This is a genomic window from Arthrobacter sp. 05T45 (assembly GCF_056395875.1).
Window position 1 is genome coordinate 40631 of record NZ_JBFTKI010000020.1, and the last position, 24484, is coordinate 65114.

At 64.7% G+C, this 24484-nt stretch carries 22 protein-coding genes and 1 tRNA gene; 10 read left to right on the top strand and 13 right to left on the bottom strand.

Annotated features, from left to right (window positions below; translation table 11 throughout):
* Window positions 1-96: 96 nt before the first annotated feature.
* Window positions 97-1269: a flagellin N-terminal helical domain-containing protein gene (locus AC1DGD_RS16710; protein WP_476857556.1), complete on the bottom strand. Its 1173-nt coding sequence runs from the start codon at window positions 1267-1269 to the stop codon at window positions 97-99.
* Between the two features lie 293 nt (window positions 1270-1562).
* Here AC1DGD_RS16710 and AC1DGD_RS16715 point away from each other — a divergent pair, with 293 nt between their 5' ends.
* Genes AC1DGD_RS16715 through fliW form a run of 4 tightly spaced genes read left to right on the top strand, consistent with a single transcriptional unit; the run spans window position 1563 to window position 4801 of the window.
* Complete coding sequence (locus AC1DGD_RS16715) at window positions 1563-2051, top strand: flagellar protein FlgN (protein WP_476857557.1); 489 nt, start codon at window positions 1563-1565, stop codon at window positions 2049-2051.
* Window positions 2052-2061: 10 nt separating this feature from the next.
* On the top strand, window positions 2062-3474 hold the full coding sequence (flgK, locus tag AC1DGD_RS16720; protein ID WP_476857558.1) for a flagellar hook-associated protein FlgK: 1413 nt from the start codon (window positions 2062-2064) through the stop codon (window positions 3472-3474).
* Between the two features lie 2 nt (window positions 3475-3476).
* Window positions 3477-4400 (top strand): flagellar hook-associated protein FlgL, encoded by a 924-nt coding sequence (gene flgL, locus AC1DGD_RS16725; RefSeq protein ID WP_476857559.1) that lies wholly within the window; start codon window positions 3477-3479, stop codon window positions 4398-4400.
* Window positions 4397-4801, top strand: a complete 405-nt coding sequence (gene fliW / locus AC1DGD_RS16730) for a flagellar assembly protein FliW (protein ID WP_476857560.1) — start codon at window positions 4397-4399, stop codon at window positions 4799-4801. The genes flgL and fliW overlap by 4 nt, the downstream gene beginning before the upstream one ends.
* A gap of 53 nt (window positions 4802-4854) precedes the next feature.
* On the opposite strand, the gene AC1DGD_RS16735 is transcribed toward fliW, so the two are convergent.
* The 3 genes from AC1DGD_RS16735 to AC1DGD_RS16745 all read right to left on the bottom strand — a co-directional run bounded on the left by AC1DGD_RS16735 (window position 4855) and on the right by AC1DGD_RS16745 (window position 6712).
* The gene (locus tag AC1DGD_RS16735; RefSeq protein ID WP_476857582.1) at window positions 4855-5400 is read right to left on the bottom strand and encodes an AMIN-like domain-containing (lipo)protein; all 546 of its coding nucleotides are present in this window, start codon (window positions 5398-5400) and stop codon (window positions 4855-4857) included.
* 320 nt (window positions 5401-5720) lie between these two features.
* Complete coding sequence (locus AC1DGD_RS16740) at window positions 5721-6023, bottom strand: DUF4193 domain-containing protein (protein ID WP_018775830.1); 303 nt, start codon at window positions 6021-6023, stop codon at window positions 5721-5723.
* Window positions 6024-6217: 194 nt separating this feature from the next.
* On the bottom strand, window positions 6218-6712 hold the full coding sequence (locus AC1DGD_RS16745; protein WP_290370286.1) for a GyrI-like domain-containing protein: 495 nt from the start codon (window positions 6710-6712) through the stop codon (window positions 6218-6220).
* Between the two features lie 234 nt (window positions 6713-6946).
* Here AC1DGD_RS16745 and AC1DGD_RS16750 point away from each other — a divergent pair, with 234 nt between their 5' ends.
* From AC1DGD_RS16750 to AC1DGD_RS16765, 4 genes are all read left to right on the top strand, one after another.
* Window positions 6947-7972 carry a nitrilase-related carbon-nitrogen hydrolase gene (locus AC1DGD_RS16750; protein ID WP_476857561.1) on the top strand — a complete coding sequence of 342 codons (1026 nt, stop codon included), beginning with the start codon at window positions 6947-6949 and terminating at the stop codon, window positions 7970-7972.
* Entirely contained in the window at window positions 7969-9012 is a 1044-nt protein-coding gene (locus AC1DGD_RS16755) for an agmatine deiminase family protein (RefSeq protein ID WP_476857562.1), read from the top strand. Before AC1DGD_RS16750 ends, AC1DGD_RS16755 begins: the two co-directional genes overlap by 4 nt.
* A complete protein-coding gene (locus AC1DGD_RS16760) occupies window positions 9009-10577 on the top strand; it encodes an APC family permease (RefSeq protein ID WP_476857563.1) in 1569 nt (522 codons plus the stop codon). Before AC1DGD_RS16755 ends, AC1DGD_RS16760 begins: the two co-directional genes overlap by 4 nt.
* Window positions 10578-10817: 240 nt before the next feature.
* Window positions 10818-12140, top strand: a complete 1323-nt coding sequence (locus AC1DGD_RS16765) for a hypothetical protein (RefSeq protein ID WP_476857564.1) — start codon at window positions 10818-10820, stop codon at window positions 12138-12140.
* Window positions 12141-12165: 25 nt separating this feature from the next.
* Here AC1DGD_RS16765 and AC1DGD_RS16770 read toward each other — a convergent pair whose 3' ends face one another.
* The 7 genes from AC1DGD_RS16770 to speB form a co-directional block, all read right to left on the bottom strand.
* Window positions 12166-13044 carry a polysaccharide deacetylase family protein gene (locus AC1DGD_RS16770; RefSeq protein WP_476857565.1) on the bottom strand — a complete coding sequence of 293 codons (879 nt, stop codon included), beginning with the start codon at window positions 13042-13044 and terminating at the stop codon, window positions 12166-12168.
* A gap of 57 nt (window positions 13045-13101) precedes the next feature.
* Window positions 13102-14025 carry an NAD-dependent epimerase/dehydratase family protein gene (locus tag AC1DGD_RS16775; protein WP_476857566.1) on the bottom strand — a complete coding sequence of 308 codons (924 nt, stop codon included), beginning with the start codon at window positions 14023-14025 and terminating at the stop codon, window positions 13102-13104.
* Window positions 14026-14063: 38 nt separating this feature from the next.
* Entirely contained in the window at window positions 14064-14822 is a 759-nt protein-coding gene (locus AC1DGD_RS16780; RefSeq protein WP_476857567.1) for an SDR family NAD(P)-dependent oxidoreductase, read from the bottom strand.
* Window positions 14823-14922: 100 nt separating this feature from the next.
* On the bottom strand, window positions 14923-16218 hold the full coding sequence (locus tag AC1DGD_RS16785) for a D-arabinono-1,4-lactone oxidase (RefSeq protein WP_223914341.1): 1296 nt from the start codon (window positions 16216-16218) through the stop codon (window positions 14923-14925).
* A 28-nt stretch (window positions 16219-16246) separates the two neighbouring features.
* Window positions 16247-17749, bottom strand: a complete 1503-nt coding sequence (locus AC1DGD_RS16790; protein WP_476857568.1) for an aminobutyraldehyde dehydrogenase — start codon at window positions 17747-17749, stop codon at window positions 16247-16249.
* Between the two features lie 99 nt (window positions 17750-17848).
* Window positions 17849-19321 carry a purine-cytosine permease family protein gene (locus AC1DGD_RS16795; protein WP_230007952.1) on the bottom strand — a complete coding sequence of 491 codons (1473 nt, stop codon included), beginning with the start codon at window positions 19319-19321 and terminating at the stop codon, window positions 17849-17851.
* 179 nt (window positions 19322-19500) lie between these two features.
* A complete protein-coding gene (speB, locus tag AC1DGD_RS16800) occupies window positions 19501-20505 on the bottom strand; it encodes an agmatinase (protein WP_476857569.1) in 1005 nt (334 codons plus the stop codon).
* A 195-nt stretch (window positions 20506-20700) separates the two neighbouring features.
* Here speB and AC1DGD_RS16805 point away from each other — a divergent pair, with 195 nt between their 5' ends.
* Together AC1DGD_RS16805 and AC1DGD_RS16810 are read left to right on the top strand one after the other, a co-directional pair.
* Window positions 20701-22254 carry a PucR family transcriptional regulator gene (locus AC1DGD_RS16805; RefSeq protein ID WP_476857570.1) on the top strand — a complete coding sequence of 518 codons (1554 nt, stop codon included), beginning with the start codon at window positions 20701-20703 and terminating at the stop codon, window positions 22252-22254.
* A 50-nt stretch (window positions 22255-22304) separates the two neighbouring features.
* Window positions 22305-23015 carry a methylenetetrahydrofolate reductase gene (locus AC1DGD_RS16810; protein WP_476857571.1) on the top strand — a complete coding sequence of 237 codons (711 nt, stop codon included), beginning with the start codon at window positions 22305-22307 and terminating at the stop codon, window positions 23013-23015.
* Window positions 23016-23081: 66 nt separating this feature from the next.
* On the opposite strand, the gene AC1DGD_RS16815 is transcribed toward AC1DGD_RS16810, so the two are convergent.
* Together AC1DGD_RS16815 and AC1DGD_RS16820 are read right to left on the bottom strand one after the other, a co-directional pair.
* Window positions 23082-23158, bottom strand: a tRNA-Thr gene (locus tag AC1DGD_RS16815).
* Between the two features lie 253 nt (window positions 23159-23411).
* Window positions 23412-24302 (bottom strand): DsbA family protein, encoded by an 891-nt coding sequence (locus tag AC1DGD_RS16820; protein ID WP_476851840.1) that lies wholly within the window; start codon window positions 24300-24302, stop codon window positions 23412-23414.
* Window positions 24303-24484: the final 182 nt, after the last annotated feature.

The window sequence follows — 24484 nt, forward strand, 5'->3', positions numbered from 1 at the left end:
GCACAGCGCCCGGGGAGAAGAATTCCCTCCCCGGGCGCCACGTGCAGTCTGAGCTACCTAGCGGAAGTCACCGGAGTGATCGCTTCCCGCTGTGTTTTAGCGCAGGAGCTGCAGTACACCCTGGTTGGACTGGTTTGCCTGGGCCAGCATTGCGGTGCCGGCCTGGGACAGGATGTTGTTGCGGGTGAACTTGACCATTTCCTCAGCCATGTCCGTGTCGCGGATACGGGAGTTGGAAGCCGTCAGGTTTTCCTTGGCCACGTTGATCGTCTGCACAGCCGACTCGAGGCGGTTCTGGGTTGCACCCAGGTCTGCACGAGCCGTCGACACTGCGGTGATCTGCGTGTCGATCAGCTTGATGGAAGCCTGAGCGCTTGCGGCGGAGGAGAAATCGAGACCTGTCGTGGCCGCTCCCTTTACACCGACGTCGAGGCCCGTACCGGCGGCAGCGTTGTCAGCGTTCTCAAGCAGGCCGCCGTCCTTGGCCTGGACCGAGATGCCGGTGCCCTTGCCGTTGGCGTCCTTCTCAACCGTGACCGTGAACTTCGACGCGAAATCGGTGTCCTTCCGCAGTGCATCGGCGTAACCCTCGACGCTAGTGAAAGGACCCGCAGCGGCCAGAGTAGACGTCGCTACGGTGGTAACGACCCCGTCCTTCGTGGACGTGAACGAAGCTTCACCTGTCAGCAACGCCGGGTCAGCAATTGCAAACGTGCTGCCGTTATTGGACATGGTGCCCAGGTTCAGCGTCGTAGCAACACCCTTGACGTTTGCACCGGACAGGTCAACGGCGATCTGGCTGGCCGCGTCACCGTTGGCACCGACCTGGATGTTCAGCGTCGGGTTGTCACCGTTGAGCAGCTTGGTGCCGTTGAAGTCGGTCCCGCCAGCGATACGTCCAAGTTCATTGACGAGGCTGGTGGCTTCAGTCTTGATAGCCGCGCGGGATTCGGTGTTGTTCGTATCGTTGGCTGCCTGAACACCCAGGTCGCGCAGACGCTGCAGGATGGAGTGAGCCTGGTTCAGGCCGCCTTCAGCGGTCTGGACAAGGCCAATGCCGTCCTGGGCGTTACGGGAAGCAACCGTGAGGCCGCCGATCTGGGACTTCAGGCCCTCGGAGATCGCCAGGCCGGCCGCGTCGTCACCGGCGCGGTTGATGCGCAGGCCGCTGGAAAGCTTCTCCAGCGACTTGGACAGGTCGGTCTGGGTGTTGCTGAGGCTGCGGTAAGCGTTGTTCGCAGCCATGTTGGTGTTGATCTGCATTCCCATGATGTTTCCTCCATGATTGGGACGATGTGCGACGGCCCATCCGTGGGCCTTCAGAAGTAGTTATCGCCATTTGGCCAGCACACGTAAGGAAGATTCCAAAAAGAGTTTTCAGTTCAACGCCCCATCTGGTCCCGACTGTTATCAGCCTTATTGCCGCTAACGAATCCTGCGCCCCTGCCGATAGTTTCTACGAACCCTGCTGGAGGCCAAATCGTCCGCACGATGAAATCGACGCCCCGGCACCACCGCACCAGTCATTTGCACCATTCACACATGAGGGAGCCGTCCGGACCATGGCCATCCACGAACTTTCAGCCCTGCTGTGGCGGGAGCGTGAACTCCTGGACGTTCTCACCTTCAAGCTGGAGGAAGAGCAACTGCTGCTCACCGCCGGCAAATCCCGCTGGCTTCCCCACGGCACAAAGGAAGTCGAGCAGGTTCTGGAACACCTCTCCAAGGCGAGCCTCGCCCGCACCATCGAAGCCGCCGTCGTGGCCGAAACCTGGGGACTGCCCACTGACGCGTCCCTGGGTGAACTCGCCGCTGCCGCGCCGGAAGGCGCCTGGTCCGAAATCCTCACGGCCCATCTGACGGCCTTGACCCACCAGACGGCCCTGATCAAGGAACTGCGCGACTCGAACGAGCAGTACCTGCGCACCGCAGTCCGTTCCACCCAGGAATCCCTCGCGGATCTGCGGCCCACCGCTGCGGCCGGCACCTATGACGCCCAGGGCAAGACCGGGGAAACTGCAGCCTCGCGTATTTTCGACAAGCAATTCTAAGGAAGCGACCATGAGTACCTTCGGCGCGCTGAACACCGCCTACCGTGGCTTGACCGCCGCCCAGCAGGGCATGAACGTGGCCGGGCAGAACATTGCCAACGCCGCCACCGAGGGTTACACCCGGCAGCGCGTCCAGCAATCGTCAATCGTGGCTCCCGCGCAGGGCCTGTTCGGTTCGGGCCGCCCCGAAGCCGGGAATGGCGTCTCCGTGGACGGCATCGCACGCTTGGGCAGCAGCTTCCTTGACGGAAGCGTCCGCTCGACGGCGGCCCAGTCCGGCTACGCCAGCGCCCGGTCCTCGGCGCTCCAAGGGATCGAGGGCATCCTTCAGGAACCCGGCGAAAACGGCATCTCCACCGCGCTCCAGGGCTTCTGGTCGGCCTGGCAAGGCGCCGCCAACCACCCCAACGACTCCGCCGCCAAGGGACTGGTCCTGCAGGCCGGCAACGACCTCGCCAGCAAGGTCTCCTCTTCCTACCGCTCCCTTGAGGGCCAGTGGAGCAGCGTCCGCGGCCAGGCCCAGGGCGCCGTGGACACCGTCAATGCCGCCGCCACGCAGGTGGCCGCCTTCAACACCAGCATTCGCTCAACCCTCGCCGCGGGAGGATCGGCCAACGAGTTGATCGACGCGCGGGCCAAGCTCACCGAGACCATCTCCCGGCTGACCGGCGGCACCGTCAGGGAACAGGCTGACGGCACCGTGGATGTCCATGTCGGCGGAAACGCCCTCGTGATGGGCAGCTCCGTCCGGGCACTCGCCCTCTCCGGAAGCCAGACTGCGGACAAGCTCGGCACAGCCGTGCAGCTTGAGTGGGCGGACCGGCCGGGTGCGGCAATCGCCGTCGCCGATGGGGAAATCGCCGGCGCGTTGTCCGTCCTGGCTCCTGCCGCGAACGGCGGCGCCATCGATTCGGCCGCACAGTCGCTGAACAAGTTCGCCGGCGACCTGCGGGACGCGGTCAACGCCCTTCACTTCGGCGGACGGACCTCTGACGGCTCGGCGTCCGGTAACTTCTTCGACCCGGCCGCCGCGGGCCCTGCGGCGCTCGCTCTCGCTGTTGTGCCCCAGGCCGCCGCAGAGATCGCGGTCGGCGTGGCGGGTGCGGGGAACCTGGACGGCAGCCTCGCCGACAAGATTTCACAGCTTGGCACTGGGCCGGGGTCTCCGGACCGCGCCTGGGCAAACATCGTCACCGGGATCGGTGTGCAGTCACGCGGCGCCCAGCAGCATGAAGCGTTGAGCTCGGCAGCGGAAATCTCCGCGCAGTCCAACCGTTCCTCGCAGGCGTCCGTCAGCCTGGACGAAGAAAACGTCAGCCTGCTCACCAACCAGCACGCATACCAGGCCGCGGCCCGCGTCATGACGGCTGTGGACGAAGCCCTGGACGTCCTGATCAACCGCACCGGACTGGTAGGAAGGTAGACATGCTGAACCGGGTAACCAACCTGACCATGAGCACAACCGCCCAGCGGACCCTGCAGGCCCAGCAGTCCAAGCTGGCCCAGCTGCAGGAAAAGGCGACCACGCTGGACAAGATTTCGCGCCCGTCTGACGATCCTGCCGCCACGGCGCAGGCTCTCGATACGCGCGCGCGGCTCGCCGCCAACGCCCAGTACGGCAGGAACATCGACGACGGCGCCAGCTGGCTCAACGCGGCCGACTCCGCCCTCAGCCAGGCCACCAACGTCATGAACCGCATCCTCGACCTCACGGTCCAGGCCGGCAACGGCGCGCTCAACCAGGCGGGCAAGGACGCGATCGCCGTCGAGCTCGAAGGGCTGAACAAGGATCTGCTCTCAACCGCCAACAGCAAGCACCTTGGCCGGAACATTTTTGCTGGAAGTTCGGACGCGGCCACGGCCTTCAGCCCAGCCATCCCGGCCGACCCGAGCATCCCAGGAGACACCGGAACTCCCCCAGTCTTCAACGGCGTCGCCGGCGGCTCAGTGGAACGGCGCATCAGTGCCGACAGAACTGTCCGGGTCGACGCGGACGGCGCCGCGATCTTCGGCAGCGGCTCCGGCTCCGTCTTCGACGCCGTCACCAAGACCATCGAGTCACTGCGCAAAGGTGAGGATGCCACTGTGAACCTCACCAACCTGCAGGCGTCGTTCAAGAACATCGTCAGCGGGCGTGCTGAAATAGGATCACGGCAGGTGCAGCTGGAACGCGCCGGCAACGTCAACACCGAACTGGAGGCCACCTTGGATGCACAGAAGATGGGCATTGAAAAGGCAGATCTCGGCAGCGTCATCATGGACCTGAAGCTTCAGGAAACCAACTACCAGGTGGCCCTCGCGGCGACGGCCCGGGTGCTTCAGCCCACCCTGATGGACTTCCTGCGGTGAGCACCCCGGTCATGGACACTCCCGTCGCAAGCCTGCCCCTCACATTCACCGCACCCATGCCTGGCTTCGAGGAGCTGCACGATTTCGCGCTGCGGAGCGTCGAGGGCGCGGCCGGACTGTACGCCCTGGAGGGAGGTTCCAGCCCGGTGCGGCTATTCCTGGCCGATGCGGCCGTGTTTGCACCGAGCTACGCTCCGCCGATCCCGGCAGCCTCGCTGGAGGCCCTCGAACTCGACGGGCGGGACGCCGCCCAGGTACTGGTCGTGGTGAACCACTCGCCCGGTTCCACGACCGTCAACCTCATGGCCCCGATCGTTCTGAACCGTGCCGCCGGGCGCTGCACGCAGCTGGTGCTGGACGGCCGGGACTTCCCGCTCCGGGCCGAGCTCGGCTCGCTCTAGCCGACCCGCCCGGCAAGGCGCGCAGCCCTGCCTTGCGACCGGCTTCACCAGCCTCACCAGAAATGCGCCACGTCCACCACGAGCCGGGACCCGGTGCCCGGCCCGGGCAGGGCCAGGACCCGGAACGGCAGCCGGGCGCGGACCCCCAGGCCAATGGTCGAATAGCCCTCGAAGCTGCCCGCCCACGCCACCTGCCGGAACGTCTGGTAGCCGGCCACGTCAGCCAATTCATTCTTGTTCGCCGGATTGTAGGTGGGATTGCCGGCGTCGTCATATGCGGGTGCATTGACCGTGAGCTGAATGAAGGCCTGGCCCCGCAACGGGACCGGCAGGCCGGACCCGTCCTGCACCACCGCGGGTACGTAGCGGACACTGTAGCCGGCCACGGGGCCGTTGAGGTCAATGACCAGCCGGTCGAAGCAGTAGTGCTGACCGGTGCGGACGTCCACCACCTTGGCCTGGCTCATGGCCGGATCCAGTTTGCTCAGCGACCCCCAGGCCAGTCCGCAGTACGGGTCTGCGGCGGCCGGCGCCGGCGCAAGAATCCCGAGCGCGGCGGCCATCAGAACAGCCGCGAGCAACGCGTTGACCTTTTTCAACTGGATCTTCTTCAACTGGGTCTTCTTCAAGGCCGCCACCCCCTGGTGCTGCCTGACCCTTGGGCTGGCGGAACAGTCAGCGCAGGTCAGACGCTTTCAGCGTAGGCGGGCCCGGCCCGGCGGGCGAGGTCCTCCACAGTTTCGGCGCCCAACCGTTAGCGTGGCCCGCTGCTGGTCACGGACGGATTGCACGGACCCTGTTCGTGAAGGTCGTTCACGAACAGATAACACCGCCAGCAGCAGGCCTAGCCGGGAACGGCGAAGCGCCGGCACCCTCGCGGGTCCGGCGCTTCGTACGGCCTGTCTGTTGCCGGAAGGTTTTAGCCTTCGCAGTCGCGGCAGTACTTCATGCCGTTCTTCTCAAGGGCCACCTGGGACCTGTGGCGGACCAGGAAGCAGGAGGAGCAGGTGAATTCATCGGACTGCTCCGGAACAACAATGACCGTCAGCTCTTCGCCGGACAGATCTGCACCGGGAAGATCAATGCCTTCAGCGGTGTCGTTCTCATCGACGTCGATCACAGCGGTCTGCGCGCCGCCGCCGCGGGACGCCTGAAGGGCCTCCAGCGACTCAGCGGGAGATTCTTCTTCTGTCTTGCGTGGGGCGTCGTAATCGGTAGCCATATCGGGGTTCACTTTCGTTGCTGCGCAGCGCCATTTCAGGCACCTCAGTGAAGCAGTTTAGGACATTGTGCATGGAGTAGAGCAATAGTGTGGCCTATCAGACAGAATGAGTCGGACGGGCCCTGGAAACCCGGGCAGCGGCCCCCCGGCCGGGGCCCCTCCGCGCGGCGGCCGGGCAGTGCAGGTGCGGCATTTCAGTCGACCGGCCAGACCACGAGCGTCTGCCACTTCGCTGGATCGGGTTCGACGCCGGGATCGGTGAGGTAGTACTCCCACATTGCTGCTCCCGGGCTCGCGCCGTCCTGCCGCATCCGCGCCATGATCGCGCCGTAAGTGCGCTGCAGTGATTCGTAGGGACCGATGTGCATCGCCTCGTAGGCCTGGCCTGCGGGGAGGGTGCCGGCGACAACCGCCGTGTCCGCTCCACTGGGGTTCGTGAACGGCGCGGCGAGGGGGAACCCCGCCTCCACGTCGACGACGTCCGTCGGCATGCCGCGGTACAGCGCGAACGGGGGTCCGGCCAACTGGACATGCTGCTCCTGCACCGCACCCATGACGGCGGCGAAGGCACGGCCGAAAAAATCCCGCAACGCATTCATCGGGACTGTCTCATGCACCACCGCCGTGGGCTGTTCCTTGAGTTGGGCGGCCCTGATGTCCGGGGCCGGCCCCGGGTTCGTTTGAGTCATACCCCAGACTCTGCCGGGACTAATCCACGGTCTAGGGCCTTACGGCCCGCGCCCCCAGGGGAGGTCCGCGCCGTGGTCCAGTAGCGGTCCGGCTGCCGGCCCGGGGACGGCGCGGGTTCCACCCCGAATAAATAAATGAACTTTATTCATATTAGGTCTTGCCCCGTGCCGCCATCACCCTCAAACTAAATGAACAACGTTCATTAATGTGACGCCCGTCTCACTGGAGTAGCCATGATCGAAATCACGTCCCTCGACACCCCGCCCTCCCTCGCCCGCACGCTGCCCTCCGGCCGGCCGGCTCTGCGGATCGGCGTCGTGCAGCATCGCTGGCATCCTGACGCCGCGGCCCTGCACGCCGAACTGGACGAAGGCATCGGGCGCGCCGCCCGGCTGGGAGCAGCCGTCGTCTTCCTCCCCGAGCTCACGCTGTCCCGCTACCCCGCGGACACGCTTCCCGAAAATGACGCCGCCCGCGGCGGGACCGCGCGCCCGCGGCCCTCGGACATTGCCGAGGATCTGTTCACCGGCCCCACGTTCCGGTTCGCGGCGGACGCGGCCCGGAGGCACGGCATCTGCGTCCACGCTTCGCTGTACCAGAAGGCGGAGAATCCGGACGGCACAGACGACGGCCTGGGCCTGAACACCGCCATCCTGGTGTCCCCCGGGGGCGAACTCCTGGCCCGCACCCACAAGCTCCACATTCCCGTCACGGCAGGCTACTACGAGGACAAATTCTTCCGCCAGGGCCCGGACGGCGACGATGCCTACGAGGTCCACTCCCCCGCCGAACTCGGCGGCGCACGGTTGGGCATGCCCACCTGCTGGGACGAGTGGTTCCCGGAGCTGGCGCGGATCTACTCCCTCGGCGGCGCGGAACTCCTGGTCTACCCCACAGCCATCGGCTCCGAGCCCGACCACCCCGACTTCGACACCCAGCCGTTGTGGCAGCAGGTCATCGTCGGCAACGGCATCGCCAACGGGCTGTTCATGGTGGTCCCCAACCGCTGGGGCAGCGAAGGCACGCTGAACTTCTACGGTTCCTCCTTCATCGCCGATCCCTACGGCCGGATCCTTGCCCAGGCACCGCGGGACGAATCCGCGGTGCTCGTCGCGGACCTCGACCTCGACCAGCGCCGGGACTGGCTCACGCTTTTCCCCTTCCTGGCCACCCGACGCCCGGACACGTACGGGCGGCTGACCGAACCGGTACGCCCCGACGCCCCGCTCGGCGCCGACACCAGCAAGGCCACCGCATGAGCGCGTGGCGGATGCCGTCCGAAACGGCGCCCCAGGACCGTGTCTGGATGGCGTTCCCCACCGGCGGCTACACCCTGGGCGAAACAGCGGCAGAAGCCCACGCCGCCCGCTCCGTCTGGGCCGCCGTCGCGAACGCCGTCGTGGAATTCGAACCGGTCACCATGCTGGTGGCGCCGGCGGATGTGCAGACCGCGGCGGACTACCTTCACCCGGATATCGAGGTGGTCCCCGCCGCACTGAACGACGCCTGGATGCGGGACATCGGCCCCACGTTCGTCCTCGACGACGGCGGCCGGCTCGGCGCCGTCGACTGGGTCTTCAACGGCTGGGGCGGCCAGGACTGGGCCGCCTGGGACAAGGACGCGCTCGTGGCGTCGGCCGTCGCGGCCCGCTCGGGGGCCAGCCACCTTAACTCGCCGCTGGTGAACGAGGGCGGCGGCATCCACGTCGACGGCGAAGGCACCGTCCTCGTCACCGAGACGGTCCAGCTCGATCCGGGCCGCAACCCCGGGCTCAGCAAGGCCGACGTCGAAGCCGAGCTGGGCCGGACCCTGGGCGTAAGCCACGTCGTCTGGCTTCCCCGCGGCCTGACCCGGGATTCGGAACGGTTCGGCACGCGCGGCCACGTCGACATCGTTGCGGCCATCCCGTCCCCGGGCACCGTGCTGGTCCATTCCCAACAGAACCCGGCACACCCCGACTTCGAAGTCTGCCGGGCCATCATCAGCCACCTCGCCACCACCCGGGACGCGGCCGGCCGCGAATGGAACATCATCGAGGTCCCCGCCCCGGAAACCCTGACGGATGAGGAGGGGTTCGTCGACTACAGCTACATCAACCACCTGGTGGTCAACGGCGGCGTCATCGCCTGCACCTTCGGCGACCCGATGGACGAAAAAGCCTTGCGCATCCTTGGCGACGTCTACCCCGGCCGCAGGGTAGTCGGCATCGACGCCCGCGAGCTCTTCGCCCGCGGCGGCGGCATCCACTGCATCACCCAACAGCAACCATCCGTCCCCCAGAAAAAAGGTCAGCAATGAGTCAGACTATCGGCCGCGAAGACGGCACCATCACGCACGACGTCGTCGATCCGGCCGGTTCCAAGCACGGCATCTCGGGCAAGGGACTCAAGGGCGGCCAGCTGGGCCTTCTCGCCGTCGTCGTCCTCGGCATCTCCTCCGTGGCACCCGCCTACAGCCTGACCAGTTCGCTGGGACCCGCCGTCGGCGCCGTGGGCCTGCAGCTGCCGGCGATCTTCATTGTCGCGTTCATCCCGATGATCCTGGTGGCGTTCGCCTACCGTGAGCTCAACGCCGATTCACCGGACAGCGGCACCACTTTCACGTGGGCCACGAAGGCGTTCGGCCCGTTCGTCGGCTGGATGGGCGGCTGGGGTCTGCTGGCCGCCAACATCATCGTCCTGTCCAACCTGGCCGGCGTCGCGGTGGACTTCTTCTACCTCTTCCTGGCCCAGGTGTTCAACAACCCGGACCTCGCGGACCTGACCTCCAACACGGCCGTAAACATCGCGACGTGCCTGGTGTTCGTGGCACTGGCCGTCTGGGTCAGCTACCGCGGCCTGCACGCCACCAAGCTGGTGCAGTACACCATGGTCGGATTCCAGGTCCTCGTCCTGGGCATCTTCGTCGTCATGGCACTCACCCACGCCGCCTCGGGCGACTCGGGCACCGCGATCGCCTTCAGCTGGGACTGGTTCAACCCGATGAAGATCGGCAGCTTCGAGCAGTTCGCCGCCGGCATGTCACTGGCCGTCTTCGTCTACTGGGGCTGGGACGTGTGCCTCACCGTCAACGAGGAAACCAAGGGCGGCAAGGGTACCGCCGGCCGGGCAGGAACCACGACGGCGGTCGCCGTCCTGGCCCTTTACCTCGTCGCGATCGTGGCCACCATGATGGTTGCCGGCACCGGAACCGACGGCATCGGCCTGAACAACCCGGACAACCAGTCGAATATCTTTGCGGCACTGGCTTCCCCAGTCATGGGTCCGCTGGCCATCCTGATGTCCCTGGCCGTTCTCTCCGGCACCGCGTCGTCCCTGCAGTCCACCATGGCCTCTCCCGCACGCAGCCTGCTGGCGATGGGCCACTACGGGGCACTGCCGCCGCGCTTCGCATCCGTCAGCAAGCGGTTCGGGTCCCCCGGTTTCGCAACGGTGATTGCCGGTGTGATCTCCGGCGGCTTCTACGCCGTCATGAAGGTAGTCAGCGAGAACGTCCTCAATGACACCATCATGGCCCTGGGCCTGATGATCTGCTTCTACTACGGCCTCACGGCCTTCGCCTGCACCTGGTACTTCCGGCACAGCCTGTTCTCCAGCGTCCGCAACTTCTTCATGCGGCTGCTGTTCCCGGTCCTGGGCGGCCTGGTCCTCACCGTGGTCTTCTTCCAGACCGCCGTGGACAGCTGGGCACCGGAATTCGGCAGCGGCTCGGAGGTCTTCGGCGTGGGCCTGGTGTTCATTCTGGGGATCGGCATCCTCGCCCTCGGCGTCGTGATCATGCTGGTCGCCGCGAAACTGCATCCGGGCTTCTTCCGGGGCGAGACCATCCGGAAGGACACCCCCGCCCTGGTGGTTCCGGAGTAGCCTCCCAGCAACGACCCGCCGGCCCGAATGAGCTCGGAGCCGGCGGGTTTTTGCGTGCGTCCGTCGCCCGCGTAGCTGCCAGACATGTTGAGGAACACCTCCCCGTGCTAGATTCACGCTGTCTGCATTTCCGCGGGCTCTAGCGCAGCCTGTTCCGGGCGCGGCAATTTGGGGGAAATTTTTATGCTGCTATTCGACCGCGTCCGGCCTCTATCAATTCCGTTGTTCCTTGGTGTGGTCATGATGCTTTCCCTGACACCGCTTGCCCCCGCATCCGCCGCGCCGGATACGACGACGGCGGTCAGTGCAGCGTCCGCCGCGCCGTTGACGACGGCCCCCGTGCCGACGGTCAAGGGCACAACAAAGGTCGGCTACACCCTGACCGCGGTCCCGGGCATCTGGGGTCCGGCACCCGTCACTCTGACGTATCAGTGGAAGGCGAACGGCGTCGTCATCATTGGCGCCACCGCCGCCGCCTACAAACTGGCCGCGGCGCAGGCCGGCAAGGCCCTTACCGTCACCGTCACCGGAACCAAGACCGGCTACACCACCGCCGCGAAGACCTCGACCCCCACCGCAGCCATCGCCGCCGGCTCGCTCGGGCCGGCCCCGGTGCCGACGATCACCGGAATGACAAAAGCCGGCTACACTCTGACCGCAGTCCCGGGCACGTGGGGTCCGGCTCCCGTCATCCTGAAGTACCAGTGGAAGGCGAACGGCGTCGTCATCATTGGCGCGACCGCCGCCACCTACAAACTGGCCGCGGCGCAGGCCGGCAAGGCCCTCACCGTCACCGTCACCGGAACCAAGACCGGCTACACCACCGCCGTGAAGACCTCGGCCGGCACAGCGGCAGTCACGCCCGCAGGACCCGGCGTCGACGTGTCCTGGCCGCAGTGCGGCAAACCGCTGCCCAAGGGCCAGAGCTTCGCGATCATTGGTGTGAACAACGGCCTGGCGAACAACACCAACGCGTGCCTGGCCACCCAGCTGTCCTGGGCCGCCACGTCCACCGGCGGGACCGGGCAGCCTCTCGTGGCCCTGTACGTAAATACCGGGAACCCCGGGACGGCCGGCTCCTGGTGGCCCACCAGCAACACCTATGCCGGGAAGACCGTGGCCAACCCGTACGGCACGTGCACCAAGGGCTCGGTCGGTTCGGCGTGCTCCTATATGTACGGTTACGCCAAGGCCTACGACGACGCCATCATCCGCGGGGTCAAGAACCCGGCCTCCTACACCTGGTGGTTGGACGTCGAGACCGAAAACTCCTGGTCAACGAACAAGGCCGCCAACAGAGCTGATCTGGAGGGCATGGCCGCCTACTTTGCCAGCATCGGCGCCAAAACCGGGCTCTACTCGACCGGCTACCAATGGGCACAGATCATCGGCACGGTGCCCTCGACAAGCAACCTTTACGCCCAGCGAAGCTGGCTCGCCGGCGGGAGCTCCTTCCAAAACGCCAGCAGCATGTGTTCGGCAGCGCCGCTGACAGGCGGCGGGAAAGTCACCATGGCCCAGTACATCTCGGGCGGCTTCGACTACAACAAGTCCTGCATCTGAGTTCCAGCCTCCGGCCAGTCCGGATTCAGTAGTCCGGATAGAGCTCCTCGGACGCTGTAACTGGATTGAGGGGCTCGGCAATCAATGCAGGGTCACCGAGTGCCGCTTCCGCGAGCGCTTCGCACGTCGAGAAGCGGACACCGCCTCGTTCCAGCGCAGTTTCGATCACGGTCCGCAGCGCCTCCAGCCGTCCTGCCCGCCCAGTGAGGAACGGGTGGCAAGTGAGCATGAAAAGAGCACCATGACGTCGCATTGCGTCGATCTCATGAATCCACATGTCCGCCACGACAAGTGGCGACTGGATGATTTCACCGATCTTGGGTTCCGGAAGGAAGGCATACTGCTCCCAGTCATCCAGACTCCAATGTGGGGGGAGCTCCGCAACTGTGCCTGCGGGGGTTTCGATGAGATAGGGGACGTCCGCGTCCATCAGGCTGGAATCGTATTTCAGCCCGTATTCAGCCACCAACGACGGTGTCTGCCACGAGGGCTCCCACAGTGCGGCGCGATGCCCCTTTGGAGAAATGCCGAAACGCCCGAGTGCAGCTAGCGCCAGATCGAAGTCGGCGCGTTCGTCGTCGAAACTCATGTTCACCGCGGTGCGGTGAGTGTGTGAGTGGTGCGCGATCTCATGACCCGATTCCAGGACCTGTTCCACCATGCGGGGATACCGCTCCGCGGTTACTCCTGGAATGAAGAATGTCGCCGGCTGCTGCACATCCTTCAACATCTGGAGAATCCGGGGAACACCCACCTTGGGCCCGAACGCCTGGTGGGTCATCGCCATCGCATTGTCGGCGTAGCGCCGGCCGGCGGCCAGGACGGGCGACTCGGCGTCGACGTCGAAGGTCAACGCGGCAACGCAGGCCGCCCCCTGCCTCCAGCCGCTTCTATCGAATGTCATGTTCGTCCCTCTTCGAAGAAATGAGTCAGTTAGAAGAAATGAGTCAGAAGAAAGGGGTCAGAAGTCATGGGTGGAGAGCCAGTCGGCGTAGTCGGCGAGGGCCCGCTGCAGCGGCCAGAGCGATTCGTAGCCGAGATCCGCGGCTGCGGAAGCGATGCTGAAGTGGCCCTGCAAATCCAGGGTTGGATCCGTCCCGGGCCCGATCTCCACGGAGGCGTCCGGGAATGCGATTCGAACTTCTTTGACGACGTCGCTGAGTGTCCAGTACTCGCTGCCGGAGATGTTGTAGGCCAGGGGCCTGGCCCGGGCCGTTTCTGGTGCCTGGACTGCCGCCAGGACGGCAAGAGCGACGTCGCGGACGTAGACAAGGTTGTAGCGGTGGTCGGCCCCGTGGTCCTGTGAGAATGAACCGTCGCGGACTACGCCGCGCATAATGTCCCGTATGACTTCATCCATGCGGTTTCCGGGTCCGTAAACCTGGCCGATGCGCAGGGAGATGACGTCGACTCCATACCTGTCGCCGTAGACCCGTCCGAGCCATTCCCCGGTAACCTTCGTCACGGCGTAAGGCGTCGTCGGATTTACTGGCTCCGATTCGAGAACCACCGGTGCTGAGGTCTTTCCGTACACGCACTCGGAAGAGAAGTTGATGATCCGTTTGACGCCGTGGAGTCGTGCCGCCTCGAAAACCGCCACCGTTCCCTCGACGTTGGCAGCAAACGTAGCCAGGGGAAAGCTCAGGGAATAGGTCGGGTGGGATATGGCGGCGGTATGGACGATGGTGTCGACGTCGTGCTCCTTGAATACTTCGAGGAGACGGGGGATATCGAACAGTTCGCCCTGGACGGAAACGACGTCGGGGCGTGGCGCCTCGATGAAGTCCCGGTTGTAGCTGACTGTTTGATGGCCGGCGTCGGCGAGTTCGTTGACGATGTGGCGTCCGGTGAATCCGGCACCACCTGTGACCAGAACAGAGCTCATGTGATGTTGCCTTTCACTAGGTGCGTTGGATGTGGGATTCAATGTCCGAGTGGGAACGTCGTGGTCCGACCACCATCGACAACAAGGTTTGTTCCCGTGACATACGAGGATTCAGGACCCAACAGCCACAGCGCCGCGGCTGCAATCTCCTCGGGCAGGGCGAACCGGCCAAGCGGCACGGACACTTCGTCCCGGGCGCGTTCTTCTTCGTTCGCGAACTCGGCCGCAAGCATCGGGGTATCTGTCGTGCCCGGCGACAGTGCGTTGACCCGGACGCCGGCCGGTGCGAGTTCGGCGGCCAGTGACCGCATCATCGACAGCACGCCGCCCTTGGTCGCGGTGTATGCGGTGTAGCCTGCCTGGCCGACGAGTGACAGCTCGCTGGCAGTGCAGACCAGCGATCCACCGCCGTTGGCCGAGAGCGTCCGCGCCGCTGCCCGGGCGAAGTGGAAAGTGCCGGTTAAGTTCACCCGGATCAGTCTCTGCCACAGCTCGTCGGATGTTTCGGCGATGGGCGCAACACTGGAGATTCCTGCGGCGTTGAAGGCCCCGCTCAGGGGCCCGAGTTCTGCTTCCGCCCGGGCGAAGGACCCATCGACCTGTTGGGACTCAGATACGTCGGCTTCGATGAAGATCACAGCGCCCGAGACTTGGCTTTTTGCGTCTTCAAGCAGACGGTCCGGGAGACCGACCGCTGCAACCTTTGCCCCTTGCGCCAGAAGGGCCCGGGTGGTCGCGAGACCGATGCCGGAGCTGGCTCCGGTGACAAGGTAGGCCTTGTCCTGAAAATGGCTCATGTCTCCTCTTCCCCGTTGGATGTGGAAAGGCGGGCAGCATGCCCCCGGTCACGATTCGGGGGCATACGCCGGATTTGCCGGTTTAACCTTGATGGCTGATTTAGCCAACGAGCGCACGAGTGTGGTCGTTAAGGAACATGCCGCGGGGGTCGAACTCCCGGCGTATCTGGATGAAGGTGTCAAGCTCCGGGTAGAGACGCTCCAATCGGCTCCTCGTCATGAAATGGATCTTTCCCCAGTGCGCGCGGGGCTCGAATTCCTGCAGCACCGCATCCGCATCCCGGAAGAAGGGCCAGTAGTCGGTCCCGGGTTCGGTGGTCAGGGTGATAACGGTGGTGTCGCGTCCTTGGAACTGGGACATGTAGCCTTCGTCGGCTTTCACCCAGCGGACCTCAACGGGGTACTTCTGGTCGGAATGCTTGGTGCGGATCAGCTCCTGGACAGCCTGGACGGCCGCCAGGCCGTGTTCGCTGGGAACGAAGTACTCCAGTTCATGGAACGGTGTGGTGAATCCGCCCGGGTAGATGCGGTACGACCGGTCCAGCCGGGCACCTTCCGTGCGGGAAATTTCACGCTCGTCCTGGACCTGGGCGACGTTGTACCGCTTGGTGTAGCTGCGGTTTGCCATGCTCTGGCCCGGCGAACCGGGCAGGTCCAGGAGCTCACAGGAATCGTTGTCCGGGCACCAGAGGAACGAGTAGTGCCGGTTCCCGTCGATGTCGGCCTGCCAGGTTGCCGCGGTCTCCGCCCACGTGGGATAGGTAATCTCCTCCTGCAGGTAATAGCGGTCCTCGACCGCCAGTTCGACCTCCAGGAAGATTCCGAGCGTCCCCAAGGCGACCTGGGCGGCCCTGAGTTCGCGGAGTTGCCCTTCGCCGATTTCGACGATTTCGCCGTAACCGTTGATCAGCCGGACCCAGCGCAGTGCCGATGAGAAGCTGCCCAGGTTCTTTCCGGAGCCGTGGGTGCTGGTCGCGAGTGCCCCGGCGATCTGCTGCTTGTCGATGTCGCCCTGGTTGCCCAGTGCCAGCCCCTGCTCCCACAGCGGATCGCCAAAGGCGTTGATGGTGGTGCCGGCCAGGGCCCTCGCACGGCGCCCCATGAGGTCGGTTCCGGTGATGGCCGAGAGTGCGGACATGTCCATCAGGACTCCGCCCGTCTGGACAAGCGGTGAGGACGAATGCCCTGAGCCGACTGCACGTACGGGGAGGCCTTCGCGGATGGCGAACCGGACGGCGTCGAGCGCCTCCTGTTCGTTCCGCGGCCGGACGGTGAAGGCCGGCGTGGCGCTCTGGTTGCCGCCCCAGTTGGTCCAGGTTACGTCTGTCCCGAACGGAGCGGACGGGGTTGCGGCGCGCGCCGACGACGCGGAGTGGGGATGATTCGTGGTGGTCATTGCTGGGCTCCGATGCTGGTCTAAACGCTCATGCGCCGTGGTTGATCATGACGTGCTTGGTCCGGGAGTAATCGTCCAAGGCATACAGCGAGAGGTCGCGGCCGTAGCCGGATCCCTTGAATCCGCCCCACGGAACCTCGCAGGCCAACACCAGGTGTGAATTGACCCAGACGGTGCCGAAATCGAGCTGCTTCGGAATGCGGAGCGAGAGGCTCGAATCCCGGGTCCATACCGAGGCGGAAAGCCCGTAGGGACTCTCGTTGGCCCGGGTGATGGCCTCTTCAGTGGAGCTGAAGGACTCGACGGTGACCACTGGGCCAAAGATTTCGTGGGTAGCAATATGCGCCCCGGCCGGGACGTTGCTGATTACGGTGGGTTCAATGAAGTAGCCGGGGCCTTCCAACGCCGAGCCGCCGATGGCCACCTGAAGGCCCGCAGCTTTTGCCTCGGCAAGCGCTTCCTTCACGCGTTCGAAGTGCGGGCGCGAAATCATGGGACCGATTTCCACGTCTTCCCCTGCGCCCGGAGCGCCGACGACGAGCGTGCTGACTTCGCGTACCAGGTGTTCGGTGAACTCCTCGGCCACGGACTCGTGCACGAGCACACGGCAGGCGGCGCCGCAGTCCTGGCCGGCATTCCAGAAGCCGGCGTTTCGCACGCCGGCGGCTGCCGCGCGGAGGTCGGCGTCGGGGAAGACAACAACCGGGGCCTTGCCGCCGAGTTCCAGATGGACGCGCTTGACGGACCTGGCCGCGGTCTCCGCCACTGCCTGTCCGCTGACGACGCTTCCCGTCAACGCAACGAGGGCGACATCAGGGTGTTCGGAGAGTCGCTGCCCAACGGTTCGGCCCTTTCCCGTCACGACGTTGAGGATGCCGTCGGGGATGCGTCCGGCGACAAGTTCTGCCAGCTTCAGCGTCGAGAGCGGCGTCTGTTCCGAGGGTTTGAGGACGATGCTGTTTCCGGCGGCGAGGATGGGCGCGATCTTCCAGGCAGCCATCAGCAGCGGGTAGTTCCAAGGGGTGATGACGCCGACGACGCCGACGGGTTCCCTGAGGATGACCGAGGTGTGTCCGGTGGCGTAGTCGCCGCCTGCCATGGAGGTCAGTGTGCGGGAAGCCCCGGCCATGAACCGGAAGGTGTCGATGGTGCTGGAGACATCGTCCTCCGCGACGGTTCGCGGTTTGCCGGTGTTGGCGGACTCGATGATTTCGAAGGCTTCACGGTTGGCTTCAATGATGTTGGCGATCAGGGAGAGCACCTCGGAGCGTTCCTTCGGTGTCGTGGTGCCCCAGGACTTCTGGGCCGCCACGGCTGCTTCAACCGCAGCGTCCACATCCGCGGCCGTGCCGGCAGGAACCGATGCGATGACCTGTTCCGTGGTGGGGTCGACGACGTCGATCAGCCGGGTCGCGGAACCGGAAACAAACGTTCCGCCGATGAAGTGCCCCGCCGGAGGCAGGAAGCTGGCGCAGCTTTGCTCCTCGGAGGAACGTCGGACTGTGAACTGCTCGGTGTCAGTGAGTGTCATGATATTTCGCCTTTGTTTTCTGCGCCGATCGCGGCGCCGGGAGTTTGGTGTGGGGGCGGGCGGTCTGTGCCCGGGGTGCGCGGTGTGCCGGAGCGGGCGTTACGCCCGCGGCGCCTCAATCAGGTCACCTGCGAATGCGGGCGACTGAAAGGGGGCGGCTTCCGGCGTTTTCCGGAACATGCGTGCCGCGAAGTAGTACAGGGGTGCAACAACCACCAGGCCGACAATCCAGGAGAGGTCCACGCCGTTCATCGCTGCGGCAGCGGGGCCCGTGAACATCGCTGTCGCCGAGAACGGAACCTGGATCAGTGCGCCGGCAACATAGGCTCCGATCGCCACCCAGTTGAACCTTCCGTACACTCCGCCGTCGCGCTTGAAGAAGTCTTCAACCCGGTAGTCGCCGTGCCGCAGGAGGTAGTAATCGACCAGGTTGATGGCCGTCCAGGGAACCAGGACGTACATCAGGAAGGAGAGGAAGTTCGTGTAGAAGAAGATGAAATTGTCACGGGCGAACAGCGCGATCATCAGGGCTAGGGTGAAGAGGAGGATTGACGCAATGGTCCGGGTCTTGGCGTGGGGCAACCAGGCCGGCCTGAACGTCTGCCCAATGGTGAGGGTGCACAGGACCCCGCAGTAGAGGTTCATGGCGTTCGACGCCGCAACGCCAAGGCAGAAGATTCCGATGATCACCATGGTCCATGGCCCGAGCAGGGCTCCCAGGCTCCCTACTATTTCGACGCTGCTGCCATCGTTGATCAGCGCCAGTGCGAGCGTTCCCACCAGGGCACCCAGGACCATCGGGAAGAGTGTTCCCAAGACGCAGCCTGAATAGGACGCCCAGAACGCCGGGGCCGAGCCGGTGCCCTGAGGCATGTAGCGGGAGTAGTCCGAGACGTAGGGAGCGTAGGCGAGCTGCCAGAGGGCGGAGACGGAGATAGTGGCCATGAAGCCGACCCAGTTGAAGTTTCCCTGGTCCAGGAAGCTGGCCGGCAATCCGTGGACGGCCAGGATCCAGACGAAGGCCAGCACCAGCGCCAGACCGGCCACGATGCTCAAGATGCGTGCATAGGCGTGGATGAGCCGGTAGCCGAAGATGGTGGCCACGACGCTCACGACGCCAATGACAATGATGCCTGCATCGACGCTGATGCCCGGGGTGACCGCGGCCAGCGCTTGGCCGCCAAAGACGAGGTTCGCCGCAAAGAACCCGATGTACATGACCACCACGATGACCACGATCAGCAGTGCCCCGTACGAACCGAACTGGCCGCGGGTCTGAATCATCTGCGCCACGCCCAGCTGCGGGCCCTGGGCCGAATGCAGTGCCATGAAGATGCCACCGACAACGTTCCCAATGATGATTCCGACGATTGCCGGCACAAAGCTGAGCCCGAACACCGTCGTCGCGAGTCCCCCGGTCACGATGGTCATGATCATGATGTTGGAACCGAACCAGATGGTGAAGAGGTCCCGGGCCTTGCCATGGCGTTCGTGGGCCGGGATGGGTTGAATGGTCTTGTCCTCGAGCCGGGGTACTTCGGCTGTGACGGCGTGAGTGGGTCGAGCGTTCATGATGCGTTCCGGGAGTTCATGGGAACCTCTTTGTTCTGTCCCGGCGCTTCGTCGAGCACGGGATCTGATGTATCAATCATTCGTGACTTTTGTCACAGTGGTAATCCGGCGATTGAATAGTTGCCGTAGACCTGTTCATACATATGTATAAATCAGGCGCGAGAGCCCAGCAGTTGTGGTCAGACGGTGGCCGCTTGCAGCTCCACAGTGACGTTGGCGGTGGCCTTGCTGCGGTTCACCATCAGGGCGAGGAGGTCGAAGACCAGCGTCGCCGCGGCGACTGTGGTGATGTCTGCATGGTCGTAGGCCGGAGCGACCTCGACGACGTCGGCGCCCACGATGTTGATGCCGTTCAATCCGCGGAGCAGCGCCAGCAGTTCGCGGGAGTGGAGCCCGCCCATTTCCGGAGTGCCGGTGCCCGGGGCGTAGGCCGGGTCCAGGACGTCGATGTCGATGGAGACATAGACCGGGGTGTCGCCCAGCCGGTCCTTGACGCGCTGGATCGCGGCCGGAACCCCGATGACGTCCAGGTCCGAGCAGCGGATGATCTGAAAGCCGAACTCGTGGTCGCGAAGGAAATCGTTGCGGTCATAAACCGGGCCGCGGATGCCGACGTGCATCGACTTGTCCTCGACCAGAAGGCCTTCCTCGAAGGCCCGGCGGAAGATGGTTCCGTGCGTGACCGGCTGGTCGAAATAGGTGTCCCAGGTATCCAGGTGTGCGTCGAAGTGGAGCAGGGCGACGGGGCCGTGGACCTTGTTCAAGGCCCGCAGCATCGGGAGCGCGATCGTGTGGTCGCCGCCGATGGAGATGAGCCTCTTGCCGGAGCCGGCGTCGCCAAGGAGCGGGAGGGCCTGTTCCTCGATCTCGCGGACTGCGCGGGCGATGTCGTAGGGGGTACAGGCGATGTCGCCGGCGTCCACAACCTGGGCTTCGTACACCGGCTCAACGTCGAGCTCAGGGTGGTAGCCGGGGCGCAGGAGCCGCGACGCTTCACGGACAGCGGCCGGACCGAAGCGGGCGCCGGGGCGGTAGGAGGTACCGCCGTCGAACGGGACACCGACGATCGCAATGTCGTAGTCCGGAACCCGGTCAATCTGAGGAAGCCGGGCAAAGGTGCCCAGGCCCGCATAGCGGGGAACTTTTGTTGCGTCGACGGGGCCGATTGGCTTGTGCGTGGTCATGACTGGGGTCCTCCGGTTGCTGTGGTTTCAGTCGGCCTGGCAATTTCTTCCTGCGCCGGTCGAGGTCTATCCCTTAACTATTAGTGATCGGCGTCACGCGGTACATCCGCCGATTGACTACAAAGAGCCGAGAGGCTTATACATATGTATAAGCGGCTTGGGGACGGCCTCCGGACTCATGAACAGGAACCGCGCATGGCGATCACCGTGGCCGAACTGCTTGCCGAACCCCAGCTGGGACTGAGCCTTCTGGCGGGTTCCGCCGGTCTGGGCAACCGGGTCACCTGGGCCCACACCTCCGACCTGCCGCGCCTGTGGGAATGGGTCACCGGCGGGGAGCTCATGATGACTAACGGGCTCTCCATTCCGGCCGATCCCGAGGGGCAGGTTGAGCTTGCCGAGGCACTGGTCAACGCAGGTGCCAGTGCACTGGCGATCGGCGAGCAGATGCATGCCCCTGAACTCTGTCCCGAGTTCCTCGAAGCCTGTGACCGCTTGCCGTTGCCGGTCATCAGCATCCCCTATCCGCTACCGTTCATCGCCATCGCACGTTCGGTCGCTGAGTCTTCGTTGCTCGAAGAGTCCCGCAGGCTGCGCCAGACGGCCCGTATTTATGACCTGCTGCGGCTGGCGGGGCCATCTGAGGACAACTGGCTGGGACTGATCCTGGGTATCGAAGCCGAACTCGATGCCAGCCTCTTCGTCATTGATCGACGGTGCCTGCACGCCTGGCATCCCGGAGGCCAGCCGCTGCCACCGGGCCTCAAGCAGCAACTTGAACCGCTGACCAGCAAGTCACCGGTGGCCAGCAAGAAGTTCCAGTGGCATCGGTTGGGGGAAGGCCACCTTCTGATGATGGATATCCCGACTCACGCCAACGCGCTTCTGGTGGTGCTGCCGAAATCCGAACCGCTCCCGGACGCGGTAGTGCTGCTCCATGCGGCCACAGTCCTGGGACTCGAGCTGTCGCGGACGGTGCTGTCTCTCGAGAACCAGCGCCGGCTGGGTGCGGAGTTCCTTTTGCAGGCCTTTGACGGGCGCCTGGGCATAGCCGACATTGAAAGCCGACTGCCTGAGTTCGGGATTTCGTCACGGGAATTCCTCATCATCTCTATGTCCAGCGACGACGGTGAGCGCCTGGCAGGGATCCACGTTGATCTCTGGCGACACGGCTACCCGACGGCGTGCCAGCGCAGATTCGACACAATCCATTTGGCTGTCGCAGCAGACTGCACCGATGATCTGCTGCGACACACGGTCCCCCTGGACGTCAGGATCGGGATCAGCCGGCCGTCCGCGGCCGCTGGTGTGCAGAGAGCTCTTCAGGAATCGATGTGGGCACTTGGGACGGCGTCAAGCACCGGCGAGCGGTTGGTCCGCTATGCCGAGGGACCCTCGTGGCTCGGGCTCACCAGCTTTGAGGAAGGCCACGCCCTGGTCCAGCGGCTCCTCGGACCCATTTTTGAGTACGAACAGCGGGAAAACGGGGACCTCATCGTCACGCTCAAGACGTTCCTCGACACGCAACGGTCCTGGCAGAAAACGGCAGCCGCCCTGTTCGCGCATCGGCAGACCATCATCTATCGCATCCGAAAGATCAGCGAGCTGACGGGCCTCGATATGACCGAAACCTCCACTCTGGCGCAACTGTGGTTTGCCCTGCAGATCCATGAAGCCATGGACCTCCACGACAATCCGCGGCGCCTGCCGTCGGCCGAGGTCAGCACTCCACGACGGCAGTACCGCTGACCACGACGCTCACCATCACGTGTCTGCCTCACCACGGAACCGGGCGGACCATGCGCACGGCCGCCCAGCTCAGTCTGCTCGGCTACACCGTGGTCCCGCACATCGCGGCCCGCAGCCTGGCGGATCGCACCCAGCTGGCCGGCATCATCCGGGAATGTGCTGGGTACGGCATCTCAGAAGTGTTCGCGGTTGGCGGTGACGCCCCGCAGCCCGCGGGTCCCTTCGCCGATGGCGGCGAGCTGCCGCGCGAGATCGCCGAAATCAGCGGCGGCCAGATGGCCGTTGGGGTCGCCGGGTATCCGGAGGGTCATCCCGGCATCGGCCCGCTGCAGCTGCTCGAATCATTGTTGGCCAAGCAGGAACTTGCCTCCAACGTCGTCACGCAGATGTGCTTCTCGGCAGACAGTATCCATAGCTACACGGCGATGCTGCGTCGCGAGGGAGTCATGCTTCCAGTCCGGGCCGGGGTTGCCGGGGCCGTCCCAAGAACCAGGCTGATTGCACTGGCAACGAAGATCGGCGTCGGAACGTCCCTCCGGTTCCTTAGCCGGAAACGACCGCTCGCCCGCCGCCTCCTGAGCGGCGAACGCTACTCGCCCGGGACTCTCATCAACGAGCTGACCGCCCAGCCTGTCGTCGACGGCATCCATCTCTACAGCTTCAATTGTTTTGACGAGTTACCCGGTACCTTCGCCGCTTCGTCGACGGAACCCTCCGCCACAGGGCTGGAAACGTTGACTGGAAATGCGTCGCCCGGCTAGTCGCCTGTTTTAGGACATAAGAAAACCCCTCCGTCCCGGCCAAATTCGCCGGAACGGAGGGGTTCGTGGGGCCCCCTGTCGGATTCGAACCGACGACCCCCGCTTTACAAGAGCGGTGCTCTGGCCAACTGAGCTAAGGAGGCATTCCTGCTTCCCGACACAACTCCGGGCCACAAAATGGCGCGGATGCCAGGACGCTAGACAAGATTAGCCCACCGACGCCCGGTGAGAAAAACCCAGAGAAAAACGCTCAACGCCCCTCCCGCCCAGCGAAGGCCGCAGCGAAGGCCGCAGCGAAGACTAAAAGCAATGGCCCGGCCCCGGAACGATCCGGGGCCGGGCCATCAACTTGTGGCCTTCAACTGCGCGCCTTCAACGGCATGTGCCCTTGTGCGGTTACTTCTTGGCGTCGACCGCGGCCTGCAGGTACTGGTCGAACGGGGTCTGGGCGCTGTCGCCGACGCCCCACTGCTTGCCTTCAACGAACACGGTGGGCGTGCCGGTGATGCCGATTACCGTGGCCTCCTGGGTGGTGTGCTTCACCCACGGACGGTAGGTCTTGCCATCCACGCACGTCTCGATGCTCTTGGCCCCGGCGTCGGTGGCCAGCGTCTTCAGCTCGTTGTCGGAGAGTCCGGCGCTGCCTTCGGCCGGCTGCTTGGCGAACAGCAGGTCGACGAAGTCCGAGTACTTCTCCGGGGATTCGTTGACCACGCAGGCTGCGGCGTTGGCCGCGCGCGAGGAGTAGTTCGTGGTGGACCGGCTGTCAAGGAATCCGAGCGGGCGGTACTCCACGGTGATTTTGCCCTCGTTGCGCAGCTTGGTGAGCGTCTCGTTGTACTGCGCCTCGAAGTTCTTGCAGACGGGGCAGATGAAGTCGATGTAGAGGACCACCTTGACCGGCTTGCCGGCCTCAGCCTCGGCGCCCGGGGCCGTGACCGGAGACGGCGGCGTGGCCGGAGCGGACGGGAGGTCGGACAGCTTCACGGTTGCGGGATCGGTCTTCGCCACCTCGGTGTTCGCCAGCAGGGTGACACCGCCGTGGATGTTGCCATTGGCCGGCGTGGGTCCCTCGTCTGCAACCGGGGCGTTGTTCTTGATGTTGGAGGTGACAACCAGCGCGACGATCACGATGATGGCGACGACGGCGGCAACGATGCCCCAGCCGATCAGCAGCTTGTTGCGCTTCTCCTTCTTCAGCTGCGCATCGCGGATCTCGCGGGCTTTCTCGCGCGCCGCGGCAGTGCGCTCTGCCTTAGACAGTCGGGGTTCGTTTGCGGGGCTCATTGGTTCCTCGGGTCGTTCGGCCAGGGACGGTCCACTCAGTGGCAACGTCATCATTTTAGGGGAGAAACCCGAGAACTTGCGCTTTCAAGTTTCCCTTCCGCCTGCCCAACGGACGAATAGCCCGGAAGATTCCGGGCGGCTAGGGTTGATGGAGAGCCACGAGCGGACCCCAGGGGGCACCA

Coding starts and splice junctions, on each gene's coding strand:
- AC1DGD_RS16710 (WP_476857556.1), bottom strand. CDS start 1,269: ATGGGAATGCAGATCAACACCAACATGGCTGCGAACAACGCTTACCGC.
- AC1DGD_RS16715 (WP_476857557.1), top strand. CDS start 1,563: ATGGCCATCCACGAACTTTCAGCCCTGCTGTGGCGGGAGCGTGAACTC.
- flgK (WP_476857558.1), top strand. CDS start 2,062: ATGAGTACCTTCGGCGCGCTGAACACCGCCTACCGTGGCTTGACCGCC.
- flgL (WP_476857559.1), top strand. CDS start 3,477: ATGCTGAACCGGGTAACCAACCTGACCATGAGCACAACCGCCCAGCGG.
- AC1DGD_RS16740 (WP_018775830.1), bottom strand. CDS start 6,023: ATGGCTACCGATTACGACGCCCCACGCAAGACAGAAGAAGAATCTCCC.
- AC1DGD_RS16745 (WP_290370286.1), bottom strand. CDS start 6,712: ATGACTCAAACGAACCCGGGGCCGGCCCCGGACATCAGGGCCGCCCAA.
- AC1DGD_RS16750 (WP_476857561.1), top strand. CDS start 6,947: ATGATCGAAATCACGTCCCTCGACACCCCGCCCTCCCTCGCCCGCACG.
- AC1DGD_RS16755 (WP_476857562.1), top strand. CDS start 7,969: ATGAGCGCGTGGCGGATGCCGTCCGAAACGGCGCCCCAGGACCGTGTC.
- AC1DGD_RS16760 (WP_476857563.1), top strand. CDS start 9,009: ATGAGTCAGACTATCGGCCGCGAAGACGGCACCATCACGCACGACGTC.
- AC1DGD_RS16765 (WP_476857564.1), top strand. CDS start 10,818: ATGATGCTTTCCCTGACACCGCTTGCCCCCGCATCCGCCGCGCCGGAT.
- AC1DGD_RS16770 (WP_476857565.1), bottom strand. CDS start 13,044: ATGACATTCGATAGAAGCGGCTGGAGGCAGGGGGCGGCCTGCGTTGCC.
- AC1DGD_RS16775 (WP_476857566.1), bottom strand. CDS start 14,025: ATGAGCTCTGTTCTGGTCACAGGTGGTGCCGGATTCACCGGACGCCAC.
- AC1DGD_RS16780 (WP_476857567.1), bottom strand. CDS start 14,822: ATGAGCCATTTTCAGGACAAGGCCTACCTTGTCACCGGAGCCAGCTCC.
- AC1DGD_RS16785 (WP_223914341.1), bottom strand. CDS start 16,218: ATGACCACCACGAATCATCCCCACTCCGCGTCGTCGGCGCGCGCCGCA.
- AC1DGD_RS16790 (WP_476857568.1), bottom strand. CDS start 17,749: ATGACACTCACTGACACCGAGCAGTTCACAGTCCGACGTTCCTCCGAG.
- AC1DGD_RS16795 (WP_230007952.1), bottom strand. CDS start 19,321: ATGAACGCTCGACCCACTCACGCCGTCACAGCCGAAGTACCCCGGCTC.
- speB (WP_476857569.1), bottom strand. CDS start 20,505: ATGACCACGCACAAGCCAATCGGCCCCGTCGACGCAACAAAAGTTCCC.
- AC1DGD_RS16805 (WP_476857570.1), top strand. CDS start 20,701: ATGGCGATCACCGTGGCCGAACTGCTTGCCGAACCCCAGCTGGGACTG.
- AC1DGD_RS16810 (WP_476857571.1), top strand. CDS start 22,305: ATGCGCACGGCCGCCCAGCTCAGTCTGCTCGGCTACACCGTGGTCCCG.
- AC1DGD_RS16820 (WP_476851840.1), bottom strand. CDS start 24,302: ATGAGCCCCGCAAACGAACCCCGACTGTCTAAGGCAGAGCGCACTGCC.